At 53.3% G+C, this 23,261-nt stretch carries 20 protein-coding genes and 1 pseudogene; 11 read left to right on the forward strand and 10 right to left on the reverse strand.

Features of this window, described 5'->3' with window-relative positions; all coding sequences use genetic code 11:
• Nucleotides 1–21: 21 nt before the first annotated feature.
• The 3 genes from JFU47_RS06375 to JFU47_RS06385 form a co-directional block, all read right to left on the reverse strand.
• Nucleotides 22–924 (reverse strand): transporter, encoded by a 903-nt coding sequence (locus JFU47_RS06375; RefSeq protein ID WP_201181908.1) that lies wholly within the window; start codon nucleotides 922–924, stop codon nucleotides 22–24.
• 67 nt (nucleotides 925–991) lie between these two features.
• A complete protein-coding gene (locus tag JFU47_RS06380) occupies nucleotides 992–1,471 on the reverse strand; it encodes a chorismate--pyruvate lyase family protein (RefSeq protein ID WP_242485083.1) in 480 nt (159 codons plus the stop codon).
• 69 nt (nucleotides 1,472–1,540) lie between these two features.
• The gene (locus JFU47_RS06385) at nucleotides 1,541–2,077 is read right to left on the reverse strand and encodes a 4-hydroxylaminobenzoate lyase (RefSeq protein ID WP_242485084.1); all 537 of its coding nucleotides are present in this window, start codon (nucleotides 2,075–2,077) and stop codon (nucleotides 1,541–1,543) included.
• Nucleotides 2,078–2,260: 183 nt separating this feature from the next.
• Between JFU47_RS06385 and JFU47_RS06390 the strand changes: the two genes are divergently transcribed.
• Nucleotides 2,261–3,250 (forward strand): LysR substrate-binding domain-containing protein, encoded by a 990-nt coding sequence (locus JFU47_RS06390; RefSeq protein WP_201181911.1) that lies wholly within the window; start codon nucleotides 2,261–2,263, stop codon nucleotides 3,248–3,250.
• A 39-nt stretch (nucleotides 3,251–3,289) separates the two neighbouring features.
• Here JFU47_RS06390 and JFU47_RS06395 read toward each other — a convergent pair whose 3' ends face one another.
• Complete coding sequence (locus JFU47_RS06395; RefSeq protein ID WP_123367136.1) at nucleotides 3,290–3,871, reverse strand: NADPH-dependent FMN reductase; 582 nt, start codon at nucleotides 3,869–3,871, stop codon at nucleotides 3,290–3,292.
• Between the two features lie 73 nt (nucleotides 3,872–3,944).
• A complete protein-coding gene (locus JFU47_RS06400) occupies nucleotides 3,945–4,628 on the reverse strand; it encodes a nitroreductase (RefSeq protein ID WP_201181913.1) in 684 nt (227 codons plus the stop codon).
• A 636-nt stretch (nucleotides 4,629–5,264) separates the two neighbouring features.
• Between JFU47_RS06400 and JFU47_RS06405 the strand changes: the two genes are divergently transcribed.
• From JFU47_RS06405 to JFU47_RS06420, 5 genes and pseudogenes are all read left to right on the forward strand, one after another.
• Nucleotides 5,265–6,695 carry an IS1182 family transposase gene (locus JFU47_RS06405; RefSeq protein WP_201181915.1) on the forward strand — a complete coding sequence of 477 codons (1,431 nt, stop codon included), beginning with the start codon at nucleotides 5,265–5,267 and terminating at the stop codon, nucleotides 6,693–6,695.
• A 531-nt stretch (nucleotides 6,696–7,226) separates the two neighbouring features.
• Nucleotides 7,227–7,922, forward strand: coding sequence for a DUF5677 domain-containing protein (locus JFU47_RS06410; RefSeq protein ID WP_201181917.1), 696 nt, complete (start codon nucleotides 7,227–7,229; stop codon nucleotides 7,920–7,922).
• Nucleotides 7,923–8,059: 137 nt separating this feature from the next.
• A pseudogene (locus JFU47_RS33515) lies at nucleotides 8,060–8,182 on the forward strand (hypothetical protein); the annotation flags it as partial.
• A gap of 292 nt (nucleotides 8,183–8,474) precedes the next feature.
• Entirely contained in the window at nucleotides 8,475–8,987 is a 513-nt protein-coding gene (locus tag JFU47_RS06415) for a hypothetical protein (RefSeq protein ID WP_201181919.1), read from the forward strand.
• Between the two features lie 1,016 nt (nucleotides 8,988–10,003).
• Nucleotides 10,004–10,627 (forward strand): hypothetical protein, encoded by a 624-nt coding sequence (locus JFU47_RS06420; protein WP_201181921.1) that lies wholly within the window; start codon nucleotides 10,004–10,006, stop codon nucleotides 10,625–10,627.
• A gap of 72 nt (nucleotides 10,628–10,699) precedes the next feature.
• Here JFU47_RS06420 and JFU47_RS06425 read toward each other — a convergent pair whose 3' ends face one another.
• Nucleotides 10,700–11,881, reverse strand: a complete 1,182-nt coding sequence (locus JFU47_RS06425) for a hypothetical protein (protein WP_201181923.1) — start codon at nucleotides 11,879–11,881, stop codon at nucleotides 10,700–10,702.
• A 214-nt stretch (nucleotides 11,882–12,095) separates the two neighbouring features.
• Here JFU47_RS06425 and JFU47_RS06430 point away from each other — a divergent pair, with 214 nt between their 5' ends.
• Nucleotides 12,096–13,274, forward strand: a complete 1,179-nt coding sequence (locus JFU47_RS06430; protein WP_201181925.1) for an IS30 family transposase — start codon at nucleotides 12,096–12,098, stop codon at nucleotides 13,272–13,274.
• 18 nt (nucleotides 13,275–13,292) lie between these two features.
• On the opposite strand, the gene JFU47_RS06435 is transcribed toward JFU47_RS06430, so the two are convergent.
• From JFU47_RS06435 to JFU47_RS06450, 4 genes are all read right to left on the reverse strand, one after another.
• Complete coding sequence (locus tag JFU47_RS06435) at nucleotides 13,293–13,502, reverse strand: hypothetical protein (protein ID WP_201181927.1); 210 nt, start codon at nucleotides 13,500–13,502, stop codon at nucleotides 13,293–13,295.
• 379 nt (nucleotides 13,503–13,881) lie between these two features.
• Nucleotides 13,882–15,276, reverse strand: a complete 1,395-nt coding sequence (locus JFU47_RS06440; protein ID WP_201181929.1) for a hypothetical protein — start codon at nucleotides 15,274–15,276, stop codon at nucleotides 13,882–13,884.
• Between the two features lie 219 nt (nucleotides 15,277–15,495).
• Nucleotides 15,496–16,740, reverse strand: coding sequence for a tyrosine-type recombinase/integrase (locus JFU47_RS06445; RefSeq protein ID WP_201181931.1), 1,245 nt, complete (start codon nucleotides 16,738–16,740; stop codon nucleotides 15,496–15,498).
• 237 nt (nucleotides 16,741–16,977) lie between these two features.
• A complete protein-coding gene (locus JFU47_RS06450; protein ID WP_342215358.1) occupies nucleotides 16,978–17,448 on the reverse strand; it encodes a hypothetical protein in 471 nt (156 codons plus the stop codon).
• Between the two features lie 609 nt (nucleotides 17,449–18,057).
• Here JFU47_RS06450 and JFU47_RS06455 point away from each other — a divergent pair.
• From JFU47_RS06455 to JFU47_RS06470, 4 genes are all read left to right on the forward strand, one after another.
• Nucleotides 18,058–19,191, forward strand: coding sequence for an acyl-CoA dehydrogenase family protein (locus JFU47_RS06455; RefSeq protein ID WP_242485085.1), 1,134 nt, complete (start codon nucleotides 18,058–18,060; stop codon nucleotides 19,189–19,191).
• A 48-nt stretch (nucleotides 19,192–19,239) separates the two neighbouring features.
• Complete coding sequence (locus tag JFU47_RS06460) at nucleotides 19,240–20,373, forward strand: saccharopine dehydrogenase family protein (protein WP_201181935.1); 1,134 nt, start codon at nucleotides 19,240–19,242, stop codon at nucleotides 20,371–20,373.
• Between the two features lie 20 nt (nucleotides 20,374–20,393).
• The gene (locus JFU47_RS06465; protein ID WP_201181937.1) at nucleotides 20,394–21,950 is read left to right on the forward strand and encodes an AMP-binding protein; all 1,557 of its coding nucleotides are present in this window, start codon (nucleotides 20,394–20,396) and stop codon (nucleotides 21,948–21,950) included.
• A 71-nt stretch (nucleotides 21,951–22,021) separates the two neighbouring features.
• Nucleotides 22,022–23,260, forward strand: a complete 1,239-nt coding sequence (locus JFU47_RS06470) for a thiolase family protein (RefSeq protein ID WP_201181939.1) — start codon at nucleotides 22,022–22,024, stop codon at nucleotides 23,258–23,260.
• Nucleotide 23,261: the final 1 nt, after the last annotated feature.

Genomic DNA, 23,261 nt, shown 5'->3' on the forward strand with positions numbered 1-23,261 from the left:
TCCCCGAACTTACGCCATGCGCTAGAAAAGCACAGCCACCCGCACGAACCCGGTGTAGTCGAACTTGTAGCCGCCCTCGACCTCAATGTCGCGGCTCAGCTCCGTATAGAGCTGCACATTCTTCCTAACCCAATACCCGACACCGGCGCGCGCCCGCAGATAGTCCGTGCGGCGGCCGGTCTCGGTGCCTTCGATACTCGATTCACCACCCCAGGTACGTGCGATCCCCAGCGAGGTCGTGACCTTGTTGTCGAAGGTGTAGCTCAGCCACGGCTGAAAGTTGTAAGTGGGGTCCTGCTTGAGCGTACGTTTGGCCGGACCGTATTCATCGTTATCGCCATACCAGGTCACATCCTGATTGAGCTCCAGCCGCCACGCCCCCCAGCTTTCTGCATACCCAAGCGAGAGCGCATGAGCGTAGCGATTGTTGCCCATGTTCAACGAATGGTTGTTTTCGTAGGACCCGATGGGAATCGCCATGTACCCGGTCACCGAGAAGTAGCGCTTGAGCGCGGGGTCGTCGATCAACCAACCCGTCACCGCCACGTATGCATCGGAGATGCCGCTTTCATGGCCGATTGTCGCGCCGTTGAATTTCAGATCCTGGCTGCCAAAAGGCAGCCCGAACTGAAGTTGCACCCGATGCTCGGCCAGCTCGAACATATGGAACAGCCGCACGAGCCCGGTTCTGGTCTTGAGTTCGGTGCCTTTGCTGATGGCCTTGCCATGCACCGGCTGGAATTCATCGGCCTTGCCGCCACCCAGATACAGCATGGCGAGATTGCTGCCGGTGGGGATCGGTATATAGGCGCCTGGGGAAGCATCAACCGCATTGGCACAACCGCAGTAAAGACTTGACGCGGATGTGAAAACTACAAACGTGGCGCGCAGGGAAACCCTGCGCGCATATTGATAAGCGCTCATCTGGATACCTATTTGTTTTTATTAAAATTGGCTTTTCAGCTTTGCTGGTGTGGCTGCTGGTGCTGTTTTAACTCAACTCCTCCCAAAGTGCTGGCAAGAACATTTCATGAACCAGAACGCGAGTTTGTCCACGACTGAACACTGAACGCCTGGCCCATAACGGATAAGCCGATCGACTGCTGGCATTATAGGCATCGCGATAACGACACACTTCTATTTCGCTGCGCTTAAAAGGCTTTTCGCCAAATAACAAACTGCCCAGTGGCGCATTGCCTAGTTGAAGTAACGCTGAATCAGTGTCATCCACATCACGATGATTGATCACCGACCTTGCATACACCCACGGCCGACCGAAACCGGCCAGGTAGACTTCGCGAATCCAGCCCATGACCCCGGGTTGCAACCCCAGGATCCGGCATTCTTCCGGCAGGATCGGCCCCGCCACTTCACGCAGGGGAATCACCTCGAATTCATCGTCGGACAGCGTCCTGAGGCGACGCGTCAGTGAACGGCGGTCAAACAACCAGTCCCGGTGAGTCGCGGCCATCGACGAACGCCAATGGCCGTATGAATTCCACTTCAGTTGCGGCTGCGAAAACCGATACACCACCTCCATTCAACTGGCCTTGGCCGAGAAGTCATAGGAAATACGCCCGGCGGGCAGGAAGAAGAAGGCGATCAACGCGCCGCCTTTTACCTCCGGAAAGTGATGACTGCCCGGCGACGGCGCTGTCCAGCCGGCACCCTGCCAGCCCCGAGGCCCGGCCAATACAGCGCCCTCATCCAGCGGGATCACCATGTTCAACTCACCATAAGGGTGGCAGTGGTAATCACCGCGGAACGTACGCTGGTCGTTATCCAGCTCATACCCCTTGCTGTCCATGTAGACCGTGGTGATGCTGAAGTAGAACGTTTCCGCGCAAGGTTCACACAGACGACTGCGACGATAATTCGGGCCGGTGATTTCAGCGTTGGCCGCCCACCCCTGCGCCACGCCTTCAATCACCAGGTCGGCAATTCGCTGATAGGTTTCGCTGTCCGGCCCATAAGTATCGTTGAGCCATTGTTCAAGATTATTACTCGCGGTTTTGTCTTTGACCTTGGCAAGAAACTCAATACAAAGATTGATCAACTCATCACGCTTTTTCATCATCAAACGCTCACTGTTTTAAGGTTTTTTTACACTCTCCCATAGTTGTCTGCGGGCAAAAAGCGAACTTTTTGCAGTGTCTCAATGCACAGTATTCAGCACTGCCAACACTCGATACTCGCTTGCAAATGCTTGATTTATGGCCTCAAATTATTAGCTGGATCGCGCCACCCGGAATGCCCCGCCATGATTACTTTCGATAAGCTGGATCTGAATCTGATTAGAGTCTTCGATGCCGTCATGGAAGAGCGCAGCGTGCTGCGTGCCAGCCAACGCCTGCACCTGAGTCAGTCCGCAGTCAGTCATGCGCTGTCCCGTTTGCGCGAGGGCCTAGCCCAGGAGATTTTTGTCCGCACCGGCAAAGGCATGACCCCCACCAGCTATGCGATAGAGATCAGCGGCCCGTTGCGCGCGGCGCTGCACAGCATGAGCAAGACCCTGACCCAGGCCGCGTCTTCGTTCATGCCGGAAACCGTGAGCCGGTCTTTTGTGATTGCCGCCAACGACTACGTGTCGGCCACCTTGCTGCCGCAACTCAACCGCCAGTTATCGACAGCGGCCCCGGGCATCGACCTGTCGATCACACCGGCGACTCGGCTGGACCTGGCCGAGCAGATCGACCTGGGCCGAATCGATGTGGCCATCGGTACATTTCGCAGCGCCCCGGAGCGCTTTCGCACCCGGCCCGTACTGTCCCAGGACGAGGTGTTCATCTGTAGTGGCGGTCACCCGATCGGAGACAAGACGCTGCAGCTCGAGGATCTAGCCAGGTATCCGCTGGCCGTGGTGTCCCTGGGCGGCGAAGGCGAAGGGATGCTCAGCGGCTACATTCTGGAGAGAGGCTTGGCGCGGCAGGCGCAAATGTATGATCGCAATGCGCTGGAGCATGCATTGACCGAGACGGGCTTGTCGGTGAGAAGGCAAATTGTGCTGCCACATTTTCTGGCGTTGCCGATGCTGCTCGAAGGCAGCGAATTGTTGGCGATCGTACCGCGTCCCCTTGCCCGGACATTCGCCAGAACCCTGGGGTTCATGATCAAGCCGTTGCCCTACCCGGTTGCCCGACAGCAGCTGGACATGATCTGGCACAGCAGCAATGACAACGATCCGGCGCAACGCTGGCTGCATGGCCAGATCAGTGCGGCGGCGGATGAAATATCCAGTTTGCAGAACTGAGCAAGTCCGTTCGTGGCAACGTCCCTGCTCAGTGTAAGGTCAGGCTGCGCGCAGCGCGCCGGAGAACCTCACAAGAGCCGCGCCGATAGCCTTCACTTCACTGTCCACCTGCGGATTGCTCAGTTGGTCATTCTCGCCAAAGGCCTGGTGTGCGACCCCCAGTGTGAAGGTTTGAGGGATCAGCACGGCACCGAGCTTTTCCAGAACACCGCGCATGGCCAACATCGAACGAATGCCGCCCATGGGGCCGGGCGATGCCGAGATTACCGCTGCAGCCTTGTTGGCGAACAGGGCCAGGCCGGAGACTTTTTCAGGGGTAGGCCGGCTCATCCAGTCGATGGTGTTTTTCAACAATGCCGTGTAGCCGCCGTTGTAATCCGGCGAGGCCACCAGCAACGCATCGTGCTCACTGAACAGTTTCTGCAGGTTCAGGGCATGGGCCGGTACGCCCTGCTCGCTCTCTAGCTCGCTGTCGAAAAACGGCAGCGGATAGTCGCTCAACGAAACCACTGTCACTTCAGCGCCCGCAGCCAACGCGCCCTGCACCGCGACATTCAAAAGTTTTTGATTCAACGAACCCTTGCGGGCGCTGCCAGATATGGCCAGAACTCGTACTGCCATCTTGATGTACACCTCGTGCTGCCGTGTGGGGGACGCCGGTCAGTCGATAGAGCGCGGCGTCCCGAAAAATGGACTACTGATCGAAGCCCAGGAAATGGGTGAAGGCGTGGGACGACTCCCGCGGCATGCGCAGGGCGTTCACCGGTGCCGTTTCGTCGGCATAACCCAACGACATGCCGCAGACGATTTCCTGGGCATGGTCCAGGTGGAGAAAGTCTTTGATCAAGGCCTGGAATCGAGCGAATGACACCTGTGGGCAGGTTGACAGCCCTCGTGAGCGCGCCGCCAGCATCAGGGTTTGCAGGAACAGGCCGTAGTCGAGCCAGCTGTATTTCTTCAGGTTCGCATCGATAGTGAAGATCAGCCCGACCGGTGCGCCGAAGAATTCGAAATTCAATCCACTCACGCGCGCCCGGCCATCGTTGTCGCGCTTGTCGATCTGATGCAGGCCGTAGAACAGGGCGCCGAAATTTTCCTGGCGGTCGCGGTATTTCTGCGCCAGATCGTCTGGTAGATGCTGCAACGGTTCAGCGAAGGGGTCGGCGTGAGCGCTGGCCAGCAAGGTGCTCAGGGCGCGCTTGGGTTCGCCGGTCACCACATGCACGGACCACGGCTGGGTGTTGGAATTACTGGGGGCTAAACGAGCAACGTCGATGACTTCATTGATCAACTTCCTCGAAACGGGCGTCGGAAAAAAAGCCCGCACAGCCCTGCGCGAGGCAACCACGGCATCAAAATCATCAACGAACGAACTCATACTAAACTCCACAACTGCAACGGTCTTGTAATTAGTCCGAAGAGTTTCACATAGCCCTTCTTCAAAGAGCAGTGAAGTGTATGCAGCTAGGAAATGCAGGTTGTGCAAGAGCGCAGGATCGCCATGGGAGCCAGTGGCAGCATCTGTCTTCACGCTGCCGTGCGTCATCGCCATTCAGTGCCGTCACGCAACATTTCATTCAGCCTGATCAACAGAATTCGCATGCAGGCGATGAGCGCCAGGATGTTCAGAAAGCAAAACTCTACGTCGAGCAAAACCATTCCGGGTTTGGTTCCAACTATCAGCGCTATTGATCAACAGTTTGGCCGTCTCGTATCTCCAGTCTGAATTTTCTTGTCGGGGCTACGGCCCTTTGGACTGAAATATATGAATGTTCGAACGTGGGTTATGTACATCTCGCGACGGAGACTATCCAGTTCATGACAATCCGTTTTGCAAAGCAGGGGAAAAGTTGAGTTGCCGAGGCTGATTTGGCGCCGTATGGGAGAGGCAATGAATGACTGTTTCGGGTCGATTTCAGCCCTTCTCGACGGGCAGAAATCGGCCCAGAGTGTGTAAAAACGCCTTCGCGAACACTTGCTATGATTTCTTAGAATTTCATCGCAGGGATCGCCCATGAAGCGCTTTATCCAAGGTGAACATCGAGGTCAAGGCACCTTACTTCCCGAGAGCCTCGACGACTACGTCAGCGATACCAATCCAGTACGCGTAGTCGATGTCTTTGTCGACGAACTCGACCTGGTCAATCTGGGTTTTGACGGTGCCATTCCAGCCGATACTGGCCGGCCTGCTTACCACCCCGCGATCTTGCTGAAGATCTACATCTACGGCTATCTCAACCGCATCCAGTCGAGCCGACGTTTGGAGCGAGAAGCCCAGCGAAACGTCGAGCTGATGTGGTTGACCGGGCGTTTGATGCCCGATTTCAAGACCATCGCTAACTTCCGAAAAGACAACAGCAAGGCCATTCGAGGCGTCTGCCGCCAATTCGTGGTGCTCTGCCAGCAGCTGGGATTATTCGGAGAGCATCTGGTCGCCATCGACGGCAGCAAATTCAAGGCCGTCAACAATCGCGACCGCAATTTCACCAGCGCCAAACTGAAGCGGCGAATGGAAGAAATTGAATCGAGCATCAACCGTTACCTGACGGCACTAGATGCTGCTGATCGGCAAGAACCAACAGCTTCCGAGCCTGGTGTCGTGCGGCTGGAAGAGAAAATCGCCAAGCTCAAAACTCAAATGAAAGAGCTTCAGGCAATCGAAATCCAGCTCAATAAATCGCCGGATAAACAGGTCTCACTGACCGATCCAGACAGCCGCTCCATGATGACGCGCGGCACGGGAATCGTTGGCTACAACGTGCAGACAGCGGTCGATACGCAGCACCATTTGATCGTTGCGCATGAGGTGACCAACGTCGGTTCCGACCGCGATCAACTCAGCTCGATGGCCAAGCAGGCCCGCGAGGCGATGGCGTCAGATACGTTGTCGGTAGTGGCGGACCGAGGTTATTTCAAAAGCGAACAAATCCTGGCTTGTCACGATGCCGGCATCACCGCCTATGTGCCCAAACCGATGACCTCTGGAGCCAAGGCTGACGGGCGTTTCAATAACGATGCCTTCATCTATGACGCGACAAAAAACGAATACATTTGCCCGGCTGGAGAGGCGCTGATCTGGCACTATTCCTACGTTGAAAAAGGCCTCAAGTTGCATCGTTACTGGAGTTCGAAATGCCGGGGCTGCGCGTTGAAATCGCAGTGCACCCCGAGCACGGAACGACGAATTCGACGCTGGGAACATGAAGCTGTACTGGAGGAAATGCAGGCCCGGCTGAGCAAAGCACCGGAGATGATGCGAGTCCGAAAACGGACGGTTGAGCATCCCTTCGGGACGCTCAAACAATGGATGGGTGCGACGCACTTCCTGACTCGGAAGCTGGCCGGGGTGGGTGCAGAGATGAGTTTAAATGTGCTCGCCTACAACATGAAACGGGTCATGAAAATCATCGGTGCTCACGGTTTGATGAAGGCGCTGTCGGCCTAAAAAAGGCCGATTTTGGGCCATCCAAGAGGCTGTAAAAACAGCATTGACGTGTTCCAGGCCGCGACTGATGCGACTCGCAGCATTTGCCTTGCGATCGTTCAGCCACGAACGTCGATGTTCCAAGACGATGAGGCCATGAGCGTTTTTACACACTCTGGGCCGTTTTCTGACTGTCGCGAAGTCAGAAATCTCAAAGTTGCCAGTCATTTGAATCTACAAAACCAACGGCAATTCATACAACCTTGCAGAAGCTTTTGCTGCCGGAAACACCGTTTTTAAGCAGGCCCCGGAGTGGGTTGGTCAAAAGTTGATAGCGATGGCTTGATAGCAAGGCAGCGGCGTGCTGGCAACAGTCCTTGAGGCTGGTCAACCATTTGCATTTGACTTGACCAGTACGCGTCGTAGTGACAGCCGGCGAAGAACGTCCAAAAAACCGAAGTTTGAATAGCTTAAAAAGCCCAAAGGTATTCAGTTGTGGCAAATCGCCATGCTACAATCTAAGCTTAATAATTCATACTTATAAGATACCAAATGAATAACGACACTCCAATAAAAGATTATACTTCTTCGGGTAACGAGGATGACCTAAGACAAGCACTCGAAACCCTCCAGGATAAAATTATTTTAATTATGGATTGGGTGGACTCCAACTGCATCAGAACTAATGAAAGCGCAGCGCTGCTAAACCTTTTATCCTCTACATCCCAGTGTGTAAACGTTTTTCACACATCCATTGGCAACCACATTTCCATTTTGGCGTTAGCTGTTCGTAATCTGTATGAAATAAACCTGATCTCCCGCACAGTCTTGCAAAGTGAGGAAAATCTTAATAAATGGATCTCAGAGGCTATAACTGACAATATTCAAGTACTAGAAGGCATACTAGGCATTCACACAACCTCCGACTTACTTGGCCCTAAGCGGATTCTCCAAACTGAAATTGATAGGCTTGAAGAGGTCAGAGCTAAGCACGGATTGCAACTAACAAAACAGCCAATTACAGCAGCCAAGATGGCGGAAAGTTTGGGCTTGGGCGAGGAGCATAAAAATTACTACAAACTATTTTCGAAACTAGTCCATCCTAGCTCATACCTAGTGAATAATTATGCTAATGCGGCATCATCCCAAACAATCGTAATACTCCAGATGCTTGGACAAAAATATGCTTTTGACACAGTTTCAAGAATATCCAAACATCTCAACATTCCTGAGCATCTAAATAACTAGAGCTAAACGTTACGATTACCCTGCCTCCTAGAGGGATGTTTACAATATATCCACGGCTCGCAGGTTTGGACGGTGGCAAACCTAAGGGTGCCACTGTCTACAACTTGTATCGATCAGGGTAAGGGTTTGCGGATGATCCTGCTGCAACCGGGCTTCCGGCATACCATCACGCGAATCTATCGAAAATCTTCATCAACTGCTATCTCAATCAGATTCAATCTAGTCACCGTCTTGAGCGTGAGGCTCACCCCAACGTCGAGTTTCGAAATCGCATAATTTGGCCTTAATCGGTTGGTCTTAAGCGATGAACGTAACAAAAGAGAAACCCTGTCTTCTTGTGGTGTCCTTTTGATATCATTGGTCAGTAGCACCGCTAAGCGGCGTCTCATCTTAGGGGCGTAGGTTCGAAGCTGACGATTGAAAAATCCGTACTTCTTCCCTGGAATGTCATCTTTACAGTGCGAAAGATGCCTCTCCCTACGAAACCTTCGGGAGGCTAACCCCACTCGATCAGCTGCATTCATTATACAATGAAGCTAAGGAGAGCAAAAAATGCTCAAATCCATCATTACAATAGTCACCGCGATTTTTATCACAGCGTGCGCAGCCCAAACGCCCGATAGTAACGGGTTATCGAGTCGAGGAGTGGGGAAGTGGCAGGCTGAAGTAGTCTGCAAGAAAATGGGCGCCGATACCCGCGATACCATTATGCTCAAACTCAACCCCGGCGATCTTCCGTACTCTCAGCATGGACTTCTTGTCTTGCATAGCCGAGATGAAAAAGGGAGGAATCTTGGTTTTTCTACTTACTTCGTCCAAGTCCAAACGACCCCGTTCACTGGCGCGATAGCTGTCGACGTAGACCATCGTATTGTCAAAAACGGCCCAGATGTAGATACCTACTTTCAGAAAATGGCATTTCAAGACCAGCTAAAACGCGGTGAGTTTACCGGCCCAGACTCTATGAAAATTAATATGTGCGGCCGTGTAGAAACGTTTCACCGGACACCTCAAAATACCCGGCTTGATATATCTCCACCGCTCGAAAAGGTTGATTACGACTAGTGGATAAAGATGGTCTTTCAGCCGTAAATTCGCTCCAATGAATTTTTTCGAGCGTAAACCTAGCGACTATGTCCGCTGACGGCATTGAGTCATCTATGCGTCACCACAATCGTTTGAGGCGGCGACTGACAAACCGGTGTTCAAGACAAGTGCCGTGCTGAGAAACCATAGGTAAATAACGAGCGATTGCATATAGATCCGATTGTATCCTTTCGCGAGATGCAGCTTTCGACCAAACAAAGCGCGACAATGTTTTGGGCTGTTTTTCCAGTCAAGTTTAGGCCGAGAATTGCGTTGCCACCTAAATTTAAGATCTGTTAAGTAACAGACTTGGCAGACTTTAAGTAGCAACGCGGACTGAAAAGTGTTGCACGTACTATCACTCATCTTGGACCTAAAGCAGTCGGAATCGACTGGCACGAATTGGCCGATTGCTGTCTGCCGCGAAGGGCTGCGATCGACCCATTGCGGTCAGAGAGAGATCACCGCTGCCTGTCGCGGCTAGACATCTGCAAGTCAATCACTTTGTTTTAACGACTTTGCATGAGCAGCCTTGGCTCTCAGCTTACCTCCTCCCCAGATAGCGAATGCAGCTAACACGAGGGTGACTAATCCCATTGCGAAATGCTTACCGGGGCCGGGCATCGCTCCCATAGCTGCGGCTATAACTCTCATGATTCCCGAGAAGGCCCATACGCAGCCAAGTATTGTCAGTATCCATCCGATGATACGCATTGCTGCCTCTTCCTGGTTGTTTTTTTCGGGGGGGGGGCGGTGGACTGTAACATTGAATCACCTCTAGTTTTGTAGAAGCTGAGTGACTGCTTTTGGCTGTGGATTCAACCAGCCAGAAGCGGCCTTGCAAATCAGGAGGCACTACGCCAGAAGCATATGTTAGCGGAGGCTGCTATCGCTTTAAGCCGACTATAAATACACTGCCAACGAGTTCGTAATATACGCGCAGGTCTTGTCGCTTATCTCCTCCTGCCTGAGTAGTCTAATTAGAGTCAGTCATTATGAAAGAGCTTTCGCATCAAACCATCTTTCAAGAATACGTCACAGACAGTGGCCGAGGGACGGGGCGCGAGAAAGTTGTCTGTATTCTACTCACCACCCCAGAAGAGATTTTATCCAAGACTAATAACTTTGTTATAACTCAACTCAGCGCCGCTGACGTCTCGAACTCGATTGGTCTTTACTTCTATCGATTCAAGAATGTGACGGATCATTTTATAAAGATTGGGGAGTGTACGCGGCAAGATGGTATTAAAGTTCGTTTTCAGCGAGGTTGGCATAGGACAGAAAGATACTCAGATACGTACCTAAGTAAAAAGAAAAAGAATGGTTACGTTGATAGTGAATTTCTTAACGAAATTCGTAAAATTAGCCCTAGCAACCCTGCTTACTTCGTTTTCTATGAACATCAAACGACAGGCTCTCATCCAAAGATTGATGAGGTGTATGCATATCGTATGCACAAACGGCTTTTCAAAAGAGGAACGGCAAGCCCAGAACGAATGAACGGCAATCCTCTTCTTGCGCGGAGTTTAGTGTGGCACAAAGGAGCTTTCTCAGAAGTTGTGCGGGGCCAGTTACCCGATGGTACAGCATACCCAATCTGTACTGATGGCTATGCGTAACGCTTGAAGGGATAGCAGAGGCTCGTGAAAGCCCTCCGCTCGGGAAGTTTTATATCGAGCTGTAGATGAAGATTAGTTGCTAAGCACTAAGGCCTTGAATACCGGTGCATAGCGTTCTCTACCTGAAACGGTGGTGTAGGTGTCGATGGCGACGAACTCGCCAACAAACGAGACAGTACCTTCAGCTCGCGCCACGAAACCATTAACTTTAAGCACAGCAGGGTCCAAAATAATAGCAACATACTTTATATCATTACCCATGTTCATGGAAAGTATGTATTTTCCCCCCTCGTACTTCTCCAGCGTCCCCCTGGCCATATAATTCATATGATCAGGTTCCAGAGGGGGATGAAGTATGACCTGGGCGTCATACTTTGCATCGTAATAAATGGCTCCATCTTGTATGTTTTTTATTGAAAGCTTCCCGGACTTAAGCATCTGTGAATGTTCAACAATAGCTTGGCGACGAGCTTCTAGCGCTGCTTGCTCCGACCGTTTCTGATCCTCTTCCTTGGCAAGCCTCAAAGTTTGTTGTTCGACGTTAGCAAGACGCATGGCCTCCTGCTTCCTCTCCTCCGCAACCTTGAGTTCATCAGATTTTTTCTTAGCCCCAGCTTGCATTATTGCATCTACATTAGCCTGCCTGGCCGCATTAGCCTTGTTCTCGGTGCTTCTCGCGGCAAGAATTTGCTGTCCAGATACCTGTAAACTGGCTTCAAACTTTGATAGAAAATCCCTCAGTGCAGGTTCAATCTCTCGATTTGAGCCAGTGCCACAATAAGCGGCAAGGACATGCAGTGCTTCTTCATTGTATTTTCGCCCACTTTCACGGACCTGTTCAACCCTCGTCTGATTTTGGAAGGCAACTTCCGGCACCGTTGCCGAGATGGAACCAGAGGCGGCACTCCCAAGCACTCTTACTGTAGCAGCACCGCAGCCGTTTTTCTCGTCATAGACGTAGTGAGGATCTTTTGCGTCTCTAAAAAGCGATGAATATTTATAAGAGCGCTGGACGTCAAAAGGGATATTTATTTTGTAGTCGTACTCTAGAATATTTTTTACGATCGAGCTATGACGAATAAGGTCGTCACTTAGAGGAGAGTTATCCTCGTTAAATACCTTGCCCCATTCAGTCCATGATGTTGAGTTGATGCTGAATTGGTGGAAAAAATCATCGGATAGAGTTGGTACACCTTCTTCAGTGGCAAGCGTATATCCAGAGAGCAAACAGAGTGCAAGTAGGGTTTTCCGCATGAGCAAGTCCATGTTGGCTTAGTTGTATGAGTCTTTCAGACTTCGAATATGCGAGCAACCAGAATCGAACTCTTCCTCGCCGAGAAGGCGCAGGTTGTGTCCTGGTAAATCGTCCCGGGTTTCGTAGACACATTTGAATGGCTGCTGGTGGCTGTGGATTCAACCGGTCGATGCAACACAACTAAATTCTGTGTAAGCAGAAGGAGTGTTGCAGATGAAGCAGAGACCTCGGATCTATTACACCGAAAGCCAGAAAAAACTGATGTGGGATCACTGGCAGAAAGGCGACTCTCTCCAGCACATCGCTCAACTATTTGATCGAAACCATTCATCGATACAGCGCATCTTGGCGGAAACAGGCGGTATCAGACCTGCTGTACGCCGCAGGTCCAGATTGGCGCTGACGTTGGCTGAGCGCGAAGAGATTTCGCGTGCAGTGGTGGCAGGTAACTCGATTCGTTCCATGGCCGCGCTGCTAGGTCGAGCAGCCTCTACGATCAGTCGTGAGATCAGACGCAACGGTGGCCAAGGATGCTACCGGGCTAATCGAGCTGATCAGGCTGATCAGGCTGATCAGGCTGCCTGGGATCGCGCACATCGGCCCAAGGTCTGCAAACTTGTTGAGAACCGAACGGTGGCGCAAATTGTTGCAGACAAGCTTCAATTGCAGTGGTCACCGGAACAAATTACCGGTTGGTTGAAGCGTACCTACCCGGACGATACGAGCTATCAGGTGTCACACGAGACGATCTATCGCACGCTCTTCATACAGGCTCGCGGGGCTCTGAAGAAGGAGTTGCTAGAGCATTTACGGCGCACGCGGGCCATGCGTCGCTCGCGCCATCACACGCAGAAGAAAGAAAATCACGGTCGAATCACTGACGCGGTATCGATCCGCGAACGCCCGGCCGCGGCTAAGGATCGGGCGGTGCCAGGTCACTGGGAAGGCGACCTGCTTTGCGGTAGCAGGAACAGCCAAATTGCCACTCTTGTTGAGCGTCATACCCGCTACGTAATGCTGGTGAAATTGGACGGTAAGGATAGCGAGACGGTCATCAGCGCCCTGATCGAAAACGCCCGCAACTTACCCCAAGAACTCTACAAATCGCTGACGTGGGATCGCGGCAAAGAGATGGCTGACCATAAGCGCTTTACGGTGGCTACCGACATAAAGGTCTACTTCTGCGATCCTCATCGTCCTTGGCAACGGGGATCGAATGAGAACACCAACGGGTTGTTAAGGCAGTACTTCCCAAAAGGAACCGACCTTGCGGATCACTCGCAAGCCACGCTCAATGAAGTCGCAAGGCAGCTAAATAGCCGCCCTCGGAAAACACTAGACTACGAAACACCCGCTGAACGATTTAGCCAATCTGTTGCGTCGACCGGTTGAATCCACAGCCGATAGCCGTCATTCCGGCGTCATCATGACCGCAAGCGTCAACTTGATGAATTTTTCATTTTTATCGATGGCTTCTAGGGCGCCCCGCACGTTGTCGGCGACTTCAGCGGAACCGCGCTGCTCGACCCAGTTCGATAGTTCCAGGATAGCGGCTTCAAGGGCGAGTTGGTTTTCGTTGATTTTGTACAACAGGGAAGGGAGCACATCAGAGTTTGGCATGGTGTTTCCTCCATGAAGAGGAAAGAGTAGCAGGATGGTGACTAGCCGAATGTGAACTGTCAGTTGAAGTTATATTGGTAATCGTTGGGATTCCTTGGCGCTACTTTGCACCAGAGTGGCGGGATGGTTGGGAATGGGGCAAAAATGGGGCAAAACGTACGCCAACCAATGCCATTTAATGCCAAATGAACAATATCCGCGATTTGTCAAAAGAGCCCTACAGCCCTTTATTTTCAGGGCTGTAGGGCTTTTTTGCGTTAGTACTCCAACACAATCGGGGTATGGTCAGTAGGTGAAGTTGTCACCGGCTACTTTCGACCCAGAGCTGCCCGTTGCGCAGTCAAGGAGCTTCTCGCTTACGCCCTATACTTTGAAATAATTAGGGGCCAATCGGCACTTGGTTTTTCAGCAAGCTGTACATAAATACGCAATCCCAACTCATCGAAGTATCCCAAGGAGTTCTGCCTGCTTGATCGACCCCGATTTCTGATCGCTCCCATTGCCACTGGAAGTAGTCCTTTCGGTTCTGATCTACATAGCACTTACGCGCAAGTTTGGTAATGATGGACTGGTCAAGTCCTAGGTGTAGGTACAGGAAGAAGGGGTTTTCTGGCTCTCTTGCGGCGATAATCGCAGCGGCATTGGCCAGGCCTGATGTGTGATATCCCAAGAGGCGTGCTATTGCTATTTTTACGCCGATCAAATGCAACTCGAACCCACGAGGTGCGAATGTTGCTGGCCAGATGAGGTCGTCGAATTGATCGCCAAACTTGGTTTCAGGATCGCGCACATCGATTGGAATCTGGTTAGTGACTCCATACTTTCTTGCGATCGCATTCAGGAAGTTCCATTCACTGCCGGCAAGCATGCACTTCTGAAAAGGGTCATCCGTGCAACTTTTATAGGCCATGTCGACTGGACTGGTGGGGGATGGCACCGGTTCTGCATTGCCAGCGATGAAGCCGAGATAGCGTGAAAATGCAGCCGGATCATTCGTAGTAGCAAAGTAAGCAAAAACCCCGTTGATTTGATCCCCGCTGAAAGTACCTTCACCCTTTTTCCCTATTTGGTTAGGAGATCTCCAAAACCGGCCGTCAGCCCCCTGATTTCTCTTTACAAGCTCACATCCTTCGGTCTCTCCAGCCAAACAGAGTAATCCACCAAATATGGACATATCGCCGCTTTCATATGGTGGTTGTTCTGATGGTAAAAGCTTGGCCGGAAATGCATATGTTGGATCACTTATCGATTGTTCACGAGGAGCAATAGCTCGAAAGCGTGCAATCTCCAGATCGTAGTTAAACGCACCAATCGGTCCCGTTGCTTTCGGTGCGTTATATATGAGGTCGCGCATATGGCTTTCGATTGCATAGGCTAAAGGGCGCCAGCCAATACGCAAACACAATCCGTCTAGATTTTGAAAGTGGCAGTAGGAGCCTTGAATATGCGCTTGCTCAAGATATGCATATAAATCCGGGTCGTCATGCTTAAGATCAGCGAGGTTGTTTTTTGGCGCGATAGCCCGAGTTATTCCACTTCGAATCGAACTGCTAAGTATATTACTTACTAGTGGCATCATGTTAAGCAATGCCCCCGACTTGCAATTTACTTCGCTATTTAGATCTTGAGTTCTTGCATCCAGCAACATGGTATGAGGCACAGCAAAGCGAAGTTTTATTTCACAATCAAAATTCTGCGGGACGGGAAAACTTAATATAGTTCCATGGATTCGAGCCGCAAGTAGCAGCACTAGTGTTGCGTCAGAGAGGTTCATAGCACGCCTTTTAAATCAGAATACCTGGTGACTGCGCCTTTTCGCCGCAAGAGCGAGTTCCAAACCGGGCCGAGAGTACAACTATCCTGCATCGGAAACATCGCTTCCAGCCCTATGGAAACGTCCATCCAAGGCGCAACCTATGACCACCACATCCCGCGTTGAAAAGTCCGGAACTATCCTTGCCACGCAACCGGTTATACCTCCAGTATTGCGGGCTTATGCGCTCTGCTTCTGATCTTCGACTCCGGTTGCGTATGCCGCCCAGTCACCCATCAGTCGCTGACGCTTTTCAAAAAGGTCCCCACGTCGATAAGCAGCCTCAACCGCATTCTCCACCACGTGAGCTAAAGCTTGCTCACAGACCTCGCGAGGGTGATGAGTTACCTCGCTAGCCCAATCTCTGAAAGTAGAACGAAATCCATGGGTCGTAATATCGTCACGTCCCATGCGACGCAATGCCATCAACATTGCCATATTGCTCAACGGTCGCTTTCTGCGTGCCCCTGGGAAAAGATAATTGTTGCCTACGATCCGTGGAAGACTCGCAATTAGCTCTGATGCAGCACCCGACAAAGGGACTCTGTGCTCTCTACCTGCTTTCATTCTTGATGCGGGAATGGTCCAAACACCGGCGCCCAAATCAACCTCTCCCCATGTAGCACCTAATACTTCGCTCGTTCGGCAAGCTGTCAAGATAGTGAAACGGAGCGCCTTAAAGCTAAGCTCTTCTGACTCTCCAATCTTCACCATAAAATCCGGAAGCTCCGCCCAGGACATTGCAGGGTGATGCCTCACTGTGTGAATTTTTTTTCGAGGAGGAAGGAGCTTATCCAAGTGCCCGCGCCAACGCGCAGGGTTCTCACCATCGCGCAACCCTCTGGCTTTTGCTGCATCGAGCACCAGTTCAATTCGGTTCCGCAGACGGTTGGCTGTTTCAGGTTTCTTTGCCCAAATCGGCGTGAGAATTTTGAGCACGTGTTCGATACCAACCTGGTGCGCAGGAAGATGTCCAATGACTTTAAATGCATAGGTTGCCAACGTATTTTCCCACTGCTGGGTATGCTTTGGATTTTTCCATCCAGCCCTATGAGTAGAAATGTAGTCAGCAGCTACTTCTTTGAAATTTTTAGCTTTGACCTTGGCTGCCTCCAGAGCTAGTCGCTCAGTTTCTTTTTCAACTCGCTGACGCTCAAGCTCTTCGTCCCGATTTTGGAGAGGATCAATCCCTACCCTGCTTAACCTCCGCGCGTCTGCAGCTTTATCCCTAGCTGCTGCAAGGCTGACCTCCGGATGCCTGCCAAGTCCCATATCCCGACTTCTGCCGGCCAGTTTGAAACGAAAAATCCAGCTCGCGCTCCCGGTGCGGCTAATTTTTAGGTAGAGCCCATCTCCATCATTGGTCAATCCGGGCAATGCTGTTCTGACTATTTTCTCTACTGTTTTCGTCGTAAGTGATGCCATCAACCACCTCCTTCCTGTCAGGATGGTGACGGAATTTAAAGGAACTCCAGCCCATACTCCAGCCCATACCTTGGCATCTGGCTTCTAGCGGTAGTGACTGGACATAAAAAGACTGAAACACATATAGATAGTTGATTTAAATAGTTTTTATTGAGTTTTAATGGACATTAGCGGATGTCAAAATACGCAAATCTGCCAGACATCGCCTCCGCCATATTTGTACCGACAAAGCCCTGATTATTCAGGGCTTTGTCGTTTCTGGCTTTCGGAAAAATCTGCCAGCCCAGACCTTGGCCCTTCGCTTTCCGTGGTTGTACGTGGAACGAAAAACACAAAAAAATCATAACTGGCTGTTTTTTGAATTATTTTTTGCGCACCAAGCAGAATACTGAGCGCGACCAAAATGCAAACCAGTTGTTTGATGGCTTCAATATCAGGGCCATCGTCCAGCATTGCCGCTGAGATCATCCGGATACCAAATGCCTCGCACATCGCAAAGTGCCGGTCGTACCCCGGAACGACGCATATGAATGCGATGCCTGCGCTGACAGCTGACCACGGGTAATCACCGTCTGGGACGCCGATTCGCCACGCCTGGGCGATGCATTCATACATCAAGGCCAAGCGGTAGTTACCGCTGATGACAACCTGTTCATCCGGTGCGCCCAGGCGAATGCGGGGTTGTGCGATCAACTCGTCTGAAGTCACCGTTTCACCAGTGGTTCGGAAAACCCGCCGCTGGATACTTCACGCATCGTGCCCCGAACTTGCTCTCCCCAACAAAGAGCGCAGATCACCCCCACTCCTCCTCCCTCACCCCCTCTCCAAGGGGGGGTTCTAAAAAATCAAACCACGTAATTTCCACACCAGCAGCTAGTGCCCAAAGACTCTCCAACACTACTCGCAGCAGGTGATGAGATGAAAACAATAATAATGTTCTCTGTGATTTTATCGTTGGCCACCGTTCCCATCCTCGCTGAAATGCTGAGTGTTTTCCGGACTAAAGCGGGATCGCTCGCCACGACGGAATGCCAGTTGAATCGCTACGCATGCTTCAGGCCTGAAGTGAGTTTTGCGTCGTTGCGATGATCCGCTCAACGCGCGACCGCGCTCGGAAAACAACTTATAGCCACAAGCATTCCGTTCAATTGTGGGCGAGGTACTCCGATGATCAAGTTACATGACACCTTACAATTGCCTGATGTCGGGCTTACAGGCTTTGAAATACCTCTGACCGAAATAGAACGCGCGATTCAACAGTCGGTGCATCAATTCGCCAAAAACGTGCTTCGCCCCATCGGCCAGGAGCTCGACAAAATGAGCCCGGCCGATGTTTGCGCGCCAGGCTCTCCTTTTTGGGCGGTGTTTCAGGAAGCAGCGAAGCTGGGGCTCGATCCTGATTTCTTCTCTCAGTTCGAACCCGATGTCGCCATTCGTCTTGAGTCGTTGATTGGCGAAGAGATGGGCTGGGGCGACGGTGGTCTGGGCATCTCTTTAGCCGCTGCCGACTTCCCCTTGCAGATGGCCATGGCCGTCGGAAACCAGGAACTGGTGGAGCTGTGCACCGGCAAGATCGGCTGTTGGATGATCACTCATCCGGACAAGGGCAGCGACATCATGGTGTACGACATGAAGCGCGAATGGCCGAAGGACCAGACCGGCAACAAGGGCAATCTCTGCGCAAAAGTCGGCAACGACGACATCGTCATCAATGGACAGTGCTCAGCCTGGGTTTCCAACGGTGCGGTCGCTCAAGTCGCACTGGCTTATATCGCTGCCGACTATGGCAATGGTTACTTCGATGCCGACGGTCGGCCCCATGGACTGGCGGTGATTATCCCGCTTGATCTGCCGGGCGTTTCACGTGGCAAGCCGCTGGACAAAATCGGCCAGCGATCCTTGCCGCAAGGCGAGGTTTATTTCGACAACGTGAAGGTGCCACGGCGCTTCGCGGCCGCCCTGCAAGACGAGTATTACGGCAATCAATCATCTGCCTGGTCCTACGCTGGCACGCATATGTCGCAGGTGTTCACCGGTGTCGCGCGTTCAGCCTTTGAACTGGCGCTGCAGTATTGCCATGAGCGCAAGCAAGGTGGCCAGTTACTGATTGACCATCAACTGACCCGCTATCGCCTGGGCGACATGATGCGCCGCGTCGAATTGGCGCGGGGTGTGGCCCGTCGTTCGTTGGCCTATGCCCGCCTCTCCCCGCATACCCATCCCTACGCCACGGCTTCGGCCAAGGTAACCGTCACCGAAGAGTGCATGAAGGTTGTCAGCGAGGCCCTGCAATTGTTCGGCGGCGCGGGCACTTCCCGTGAATACCCGATCGAAAAGCTCTTCCGCGACGCTCGTTCAGCACTGATCGAAGACGGCGAGAACTACATCATCACTACGCGCGTTGGCTTGTTGTGCCAACAGCTTTATGCCGAAGGCTGGTCACAGAACTGACCCCGGCAGCCCATCCAGCAACACTCTAAAAACAAGAGATCACACGAAATGGCTAAATACCCCGTAGTAGTTTATGGCGCCAGCGGCTATACCGGCATGCTGACAATGGACTGGCTGATCGACCAGAACATTCCGTTCACCGCCGTCGCGCGCAATGCTGCGCGCACCCAGGAAATGATGGCCCAACGCGTAGTGCGCCTTGAGTCGGCCACCTACGAAATCATTGAAGCGGACCACACCGTCGAGGCACTGACCCAGGCCTTCAAAGGGGCAAAAGTCGTCTGCAACACCGTCGGCCCTTTCGTTAAATTCGGTCTGACCGCCGTTGAAGCAGCGCTTAAGGCGGGTTGCCATCACCTCGATACAACCGGCGAACAAGAATACATGCGCAACGTGCGTGATCAGTTCGGCGAACTCTACGCCCAGGCCGGCCTGGTGGTTTCACCGTCGCTGTCCTACATGTACACCTACTCGGAAATCGCCGCCGAGTTGGCCCTGGAACACCCAGGCATCGACGCACTCGAAACCTCGGCACTGTGCCGCGGCCCACGTGGCGGCGCCGCCGGTGTCACCATCGGCTCAACCGCTTCGATTTTCGAACTGCTGCGCGCCGAGCAATGCTACCTGTGGGAGAAGAAGCTCGTACCGCACCCGATGGGTACTTCGTTCAACATCGCTTCGCCGGACTTCTTGAGCCCTGTCTTTGCCTTACCGTGGGGCGGCACGTCGTTGCCGGTGTATTTCGAGAACGATCCACGGGTCCGTTCCTGCGTGTCCTGCGTCGGATTCTATGACAACGACGTCATGAAGATGGTGCATGCGGTGGGCCAGAAGTGGGAGTCGGAATACAAATACCTCTCACCGGAGCAGCAAGACGCCGTCATCCACCAAATGGTCCAGTCGACCACTCCAGTGATGCCGCCACGTGAGCGCACCACCATCACACGCATGGTCGATACCGCCATCGGTCGTGGCCAGCTCTCCTCCGTGCGTGCCACCGTTCATGGCACCACCGCCTACATCGCCACCGGTGCTCTTCAGGTTGCGGCGGCGATCAAGCTGATCGACGGCGAAACCAACAAGGTTGGCTTCGTCTCCGGCTCCAAAGCCTTTGGCCATCGTTATCTGCTGGGCTTCCTCGAAGAACGCGGTCTTGCACGCGCCACCGTTACCCAGCTCTGATCCGGAGCACAGGACTTCACATGGCTATTATTGATTTCTATGACCGCGGCTGGAACATTGATCCAGACGCTATCGCCTACATCCAGGGCGAGCGTTCCTACACCTTTCGTGAAGTCGGCGAACTGTCCTGCCGCATCGCCAATGCGCTGCTGGCACTGGACCTGCCGAAAGGAACCAAAGGCGCGATCTGGGCCGGCAATGATGTGACTGCCTGGACCTGCACTTTGGGATTGTGGCGCGCCAACATGACCTGGATCCCGGTCAATGCGCGCAACTCGATTCAAGAAAACACCTACATCCTCGACGCGTTCGATTGTGAGGTGATGTTCTATCAGCACGAGTTCGCGTCGGTCATTGCCGATCTGCGTCCCGCACTGCCGAAGATCAGGCACTGGATCTGCATCGACGCCACCGATGTCGATGCGCCTTCGCTGGAAACATGGACCGCCGGACAACCCTCGACGCGCCCGGAAGTCGCCTATGACATGGACGACGTGGTCATGCTCTCCCCCACGGGAGGCACCACCGGCATGCCGAAAGGGGTGATGAACACCCACCGCAGCACGCAGACGTTCATTGCGCATTTCATGCTCGCATGTGCTTATCGCGATGGACTGAAGCCGGTGAACATGGCCGCCGCGCCGATGACCCACACCGCCGGGTTGCTGGCGGTTCCCTGCACGGCGCAAGGTGGCACGGTGGTCGTGCTCCCAAAGCCTGATCCGGCGCTGATGCTGGCGTCCATTTCGCAACACAAGGTCAGCGAATTCTTCCTGCCGCCGACGGTGATTTACAAGCTGCTGGAAATTCCCGGCATCGAAACTGTCGACTTCTCCTCGGTCAAATTCCTGCTTTACGGCGCTGCACCGATGTCGGTCGAGAAGCTGAAAAAAGCCATCGAAGTCTTCGGTCCGATCATGGCCGGCGGCTACGGCCAGACCGAGGCTCCAGCGAGCATTTCCTACCTGCGGCCCGACGAGCATCTGGTTAACGGTGAACTCGCCAGCGACAGTCGCCTGTCGTCGGTCGGTCGGCCTAATCCGCTGATCCGGGTCGAAGTGATGAACGATGCCGGGCAGATTCTTGCGCGGGGCGAAACCGGCGAAATCTGTGTGCACGGCGACCTGATCATGAAGGGTTACTACAAGCAACCAGAGTTGACCGCCCAGGCCATCGTCGGCGGCTGGCTGCACACCGGCGACATTGGCCATATCGACAGCGAAGGCTATCTGCATCTGACCGATCGCAAGAAGGACATGATCATCACTGGCGGCTTCAACGTTTATCCCAGCGAAGTCGAGCAGGTGTTGTGGAGCCATCCGGCGGTGCAGGACTGCGCAGTGATCGGCGTACCCGACGAGAAATGGGGCGAAGCGGTCAAGGCAGTGGTTGAGCTCAACCCTGGCCATAGCGCGTCGGCACAGGAACTGATTGATCTGTGCAAAACCCGCTTGGGCGGTGTAATGGCGCCCAAGTCGGTCGACTTCATCGACAACCTCCCACGCAGCCCGGTCGGCAAAGTGCTGAAGAAAGATCTGCGTGCGCAGTATTGGGATGGCCAGCAACGCCAGATCTGAACCGACGACCTTTCACTCGAACAATCGCAGTGCGGCGCCGCGTTCACGCGGCGCCATATCAGGAGAGTTTCATGAGCACCATTTACATCGCCGGCATTGCGATGACGGTCTTCGGTCGTCATCTGGAACGCAGCCTCGACGACCTGGCACGTGAAGCGCTGGAAGGCGCCCTGAAAGACGCCAATTGCAGCCGCAAGGATCTGGGCGTTGCCTTTTATGCCGGCATGACCAACGGCCCGTTACAAGGGCAGATTTCGATTCCCGGCCAAGTGGTGTTCAGCAAAATCGGCATTGAGGGAATACCGGTCTACAACGTTGAAAATGCCTGCGCATCGGGCAGCTCTGCGTTCAACCTCGCCGTGCAAAGCCTTCAGGCCGGCACGACTGATGTCGCGCTGGCCCTGGGCGCAGAAAAAATGAACATTCCCGACAAGTTGAAGGCCTTCCAGGTTTTCGAAGGGGGATGGGACGTTTCGCGTGTCGAGGAGAACTATCAAAACCTGGTGAAAATGGGTGAAGGCGTCGAAATCCCCGAGGGTTCGGAGTCGGACAAACCGTACAGCCGGTTCATGGCGATCTACGCCGCCATGTGCCGCTACCACATGAAAACCTACGGCACCACGCAACGGCAAATCGCTGCAGTCTCGGCGAAGAATCACACCCACTCGGTGCACAACCCGTTTTCGCAGTTTCGCAAGCCGTTCACCATCGACGAAATTCTCGCCGCACCACCAATCACCTACCCGATCACGTTGCCGATGTGCGCCCCGCTTTCAGACGGTGCCGCCGCGGCGATCCTCTGCACCGAGGAAGGCCTCAAACGCATCGGCGCCGATCGCAATCGCTGCATCAAGGTGTCAGCCAGCGTGATCCGCAGTTTCAGCCATCGCCGCCTCGATCAACCTGAGCTGAACATCGCGCGCCTGGCGGCTGATCACGCCTACGACATCGCAGGCCTGGGGCCGGAGGACATCGATGTCGCCGAAGTCCATGACGCCTCGGCGATGGGTGAAATCATCCAGGTCGAAAATCTGCGACTGGTCGAGCTTGGCATGGGCGGCCCTGCCGCCGAACGCGGCGACTTCACGCTCGGTGGGCGAATCCCGGTCAACACCTCAGGCGGCCTCGAATCCAAAGGTCATCCACTCGGCGCCACCGGTATTGGCCAGCTCTGCGAGCTGGTCACGCAGTTGCGCGGCGAGGCCGGCAAACGCCAGGTGAAAGGCGCCCGACATGGGATTCAGGAAAACGGTGGTGGATTGCAGGGCATCGAAGAAGCCGCGGTTGCCATTCATATCTTGAGCAAATAAG

The sequence above is a fragment of the Pseudomonas sp. TH39(2020) genome (assembly GCF_016650715.1).
GTDB lineage: Bacteria > Pseudomonadota > Gammaproteobacteria > Pseudomonadales > Pseudomonadaceae > Aquipseudomonas > Aquipseudomonas mandelii_C.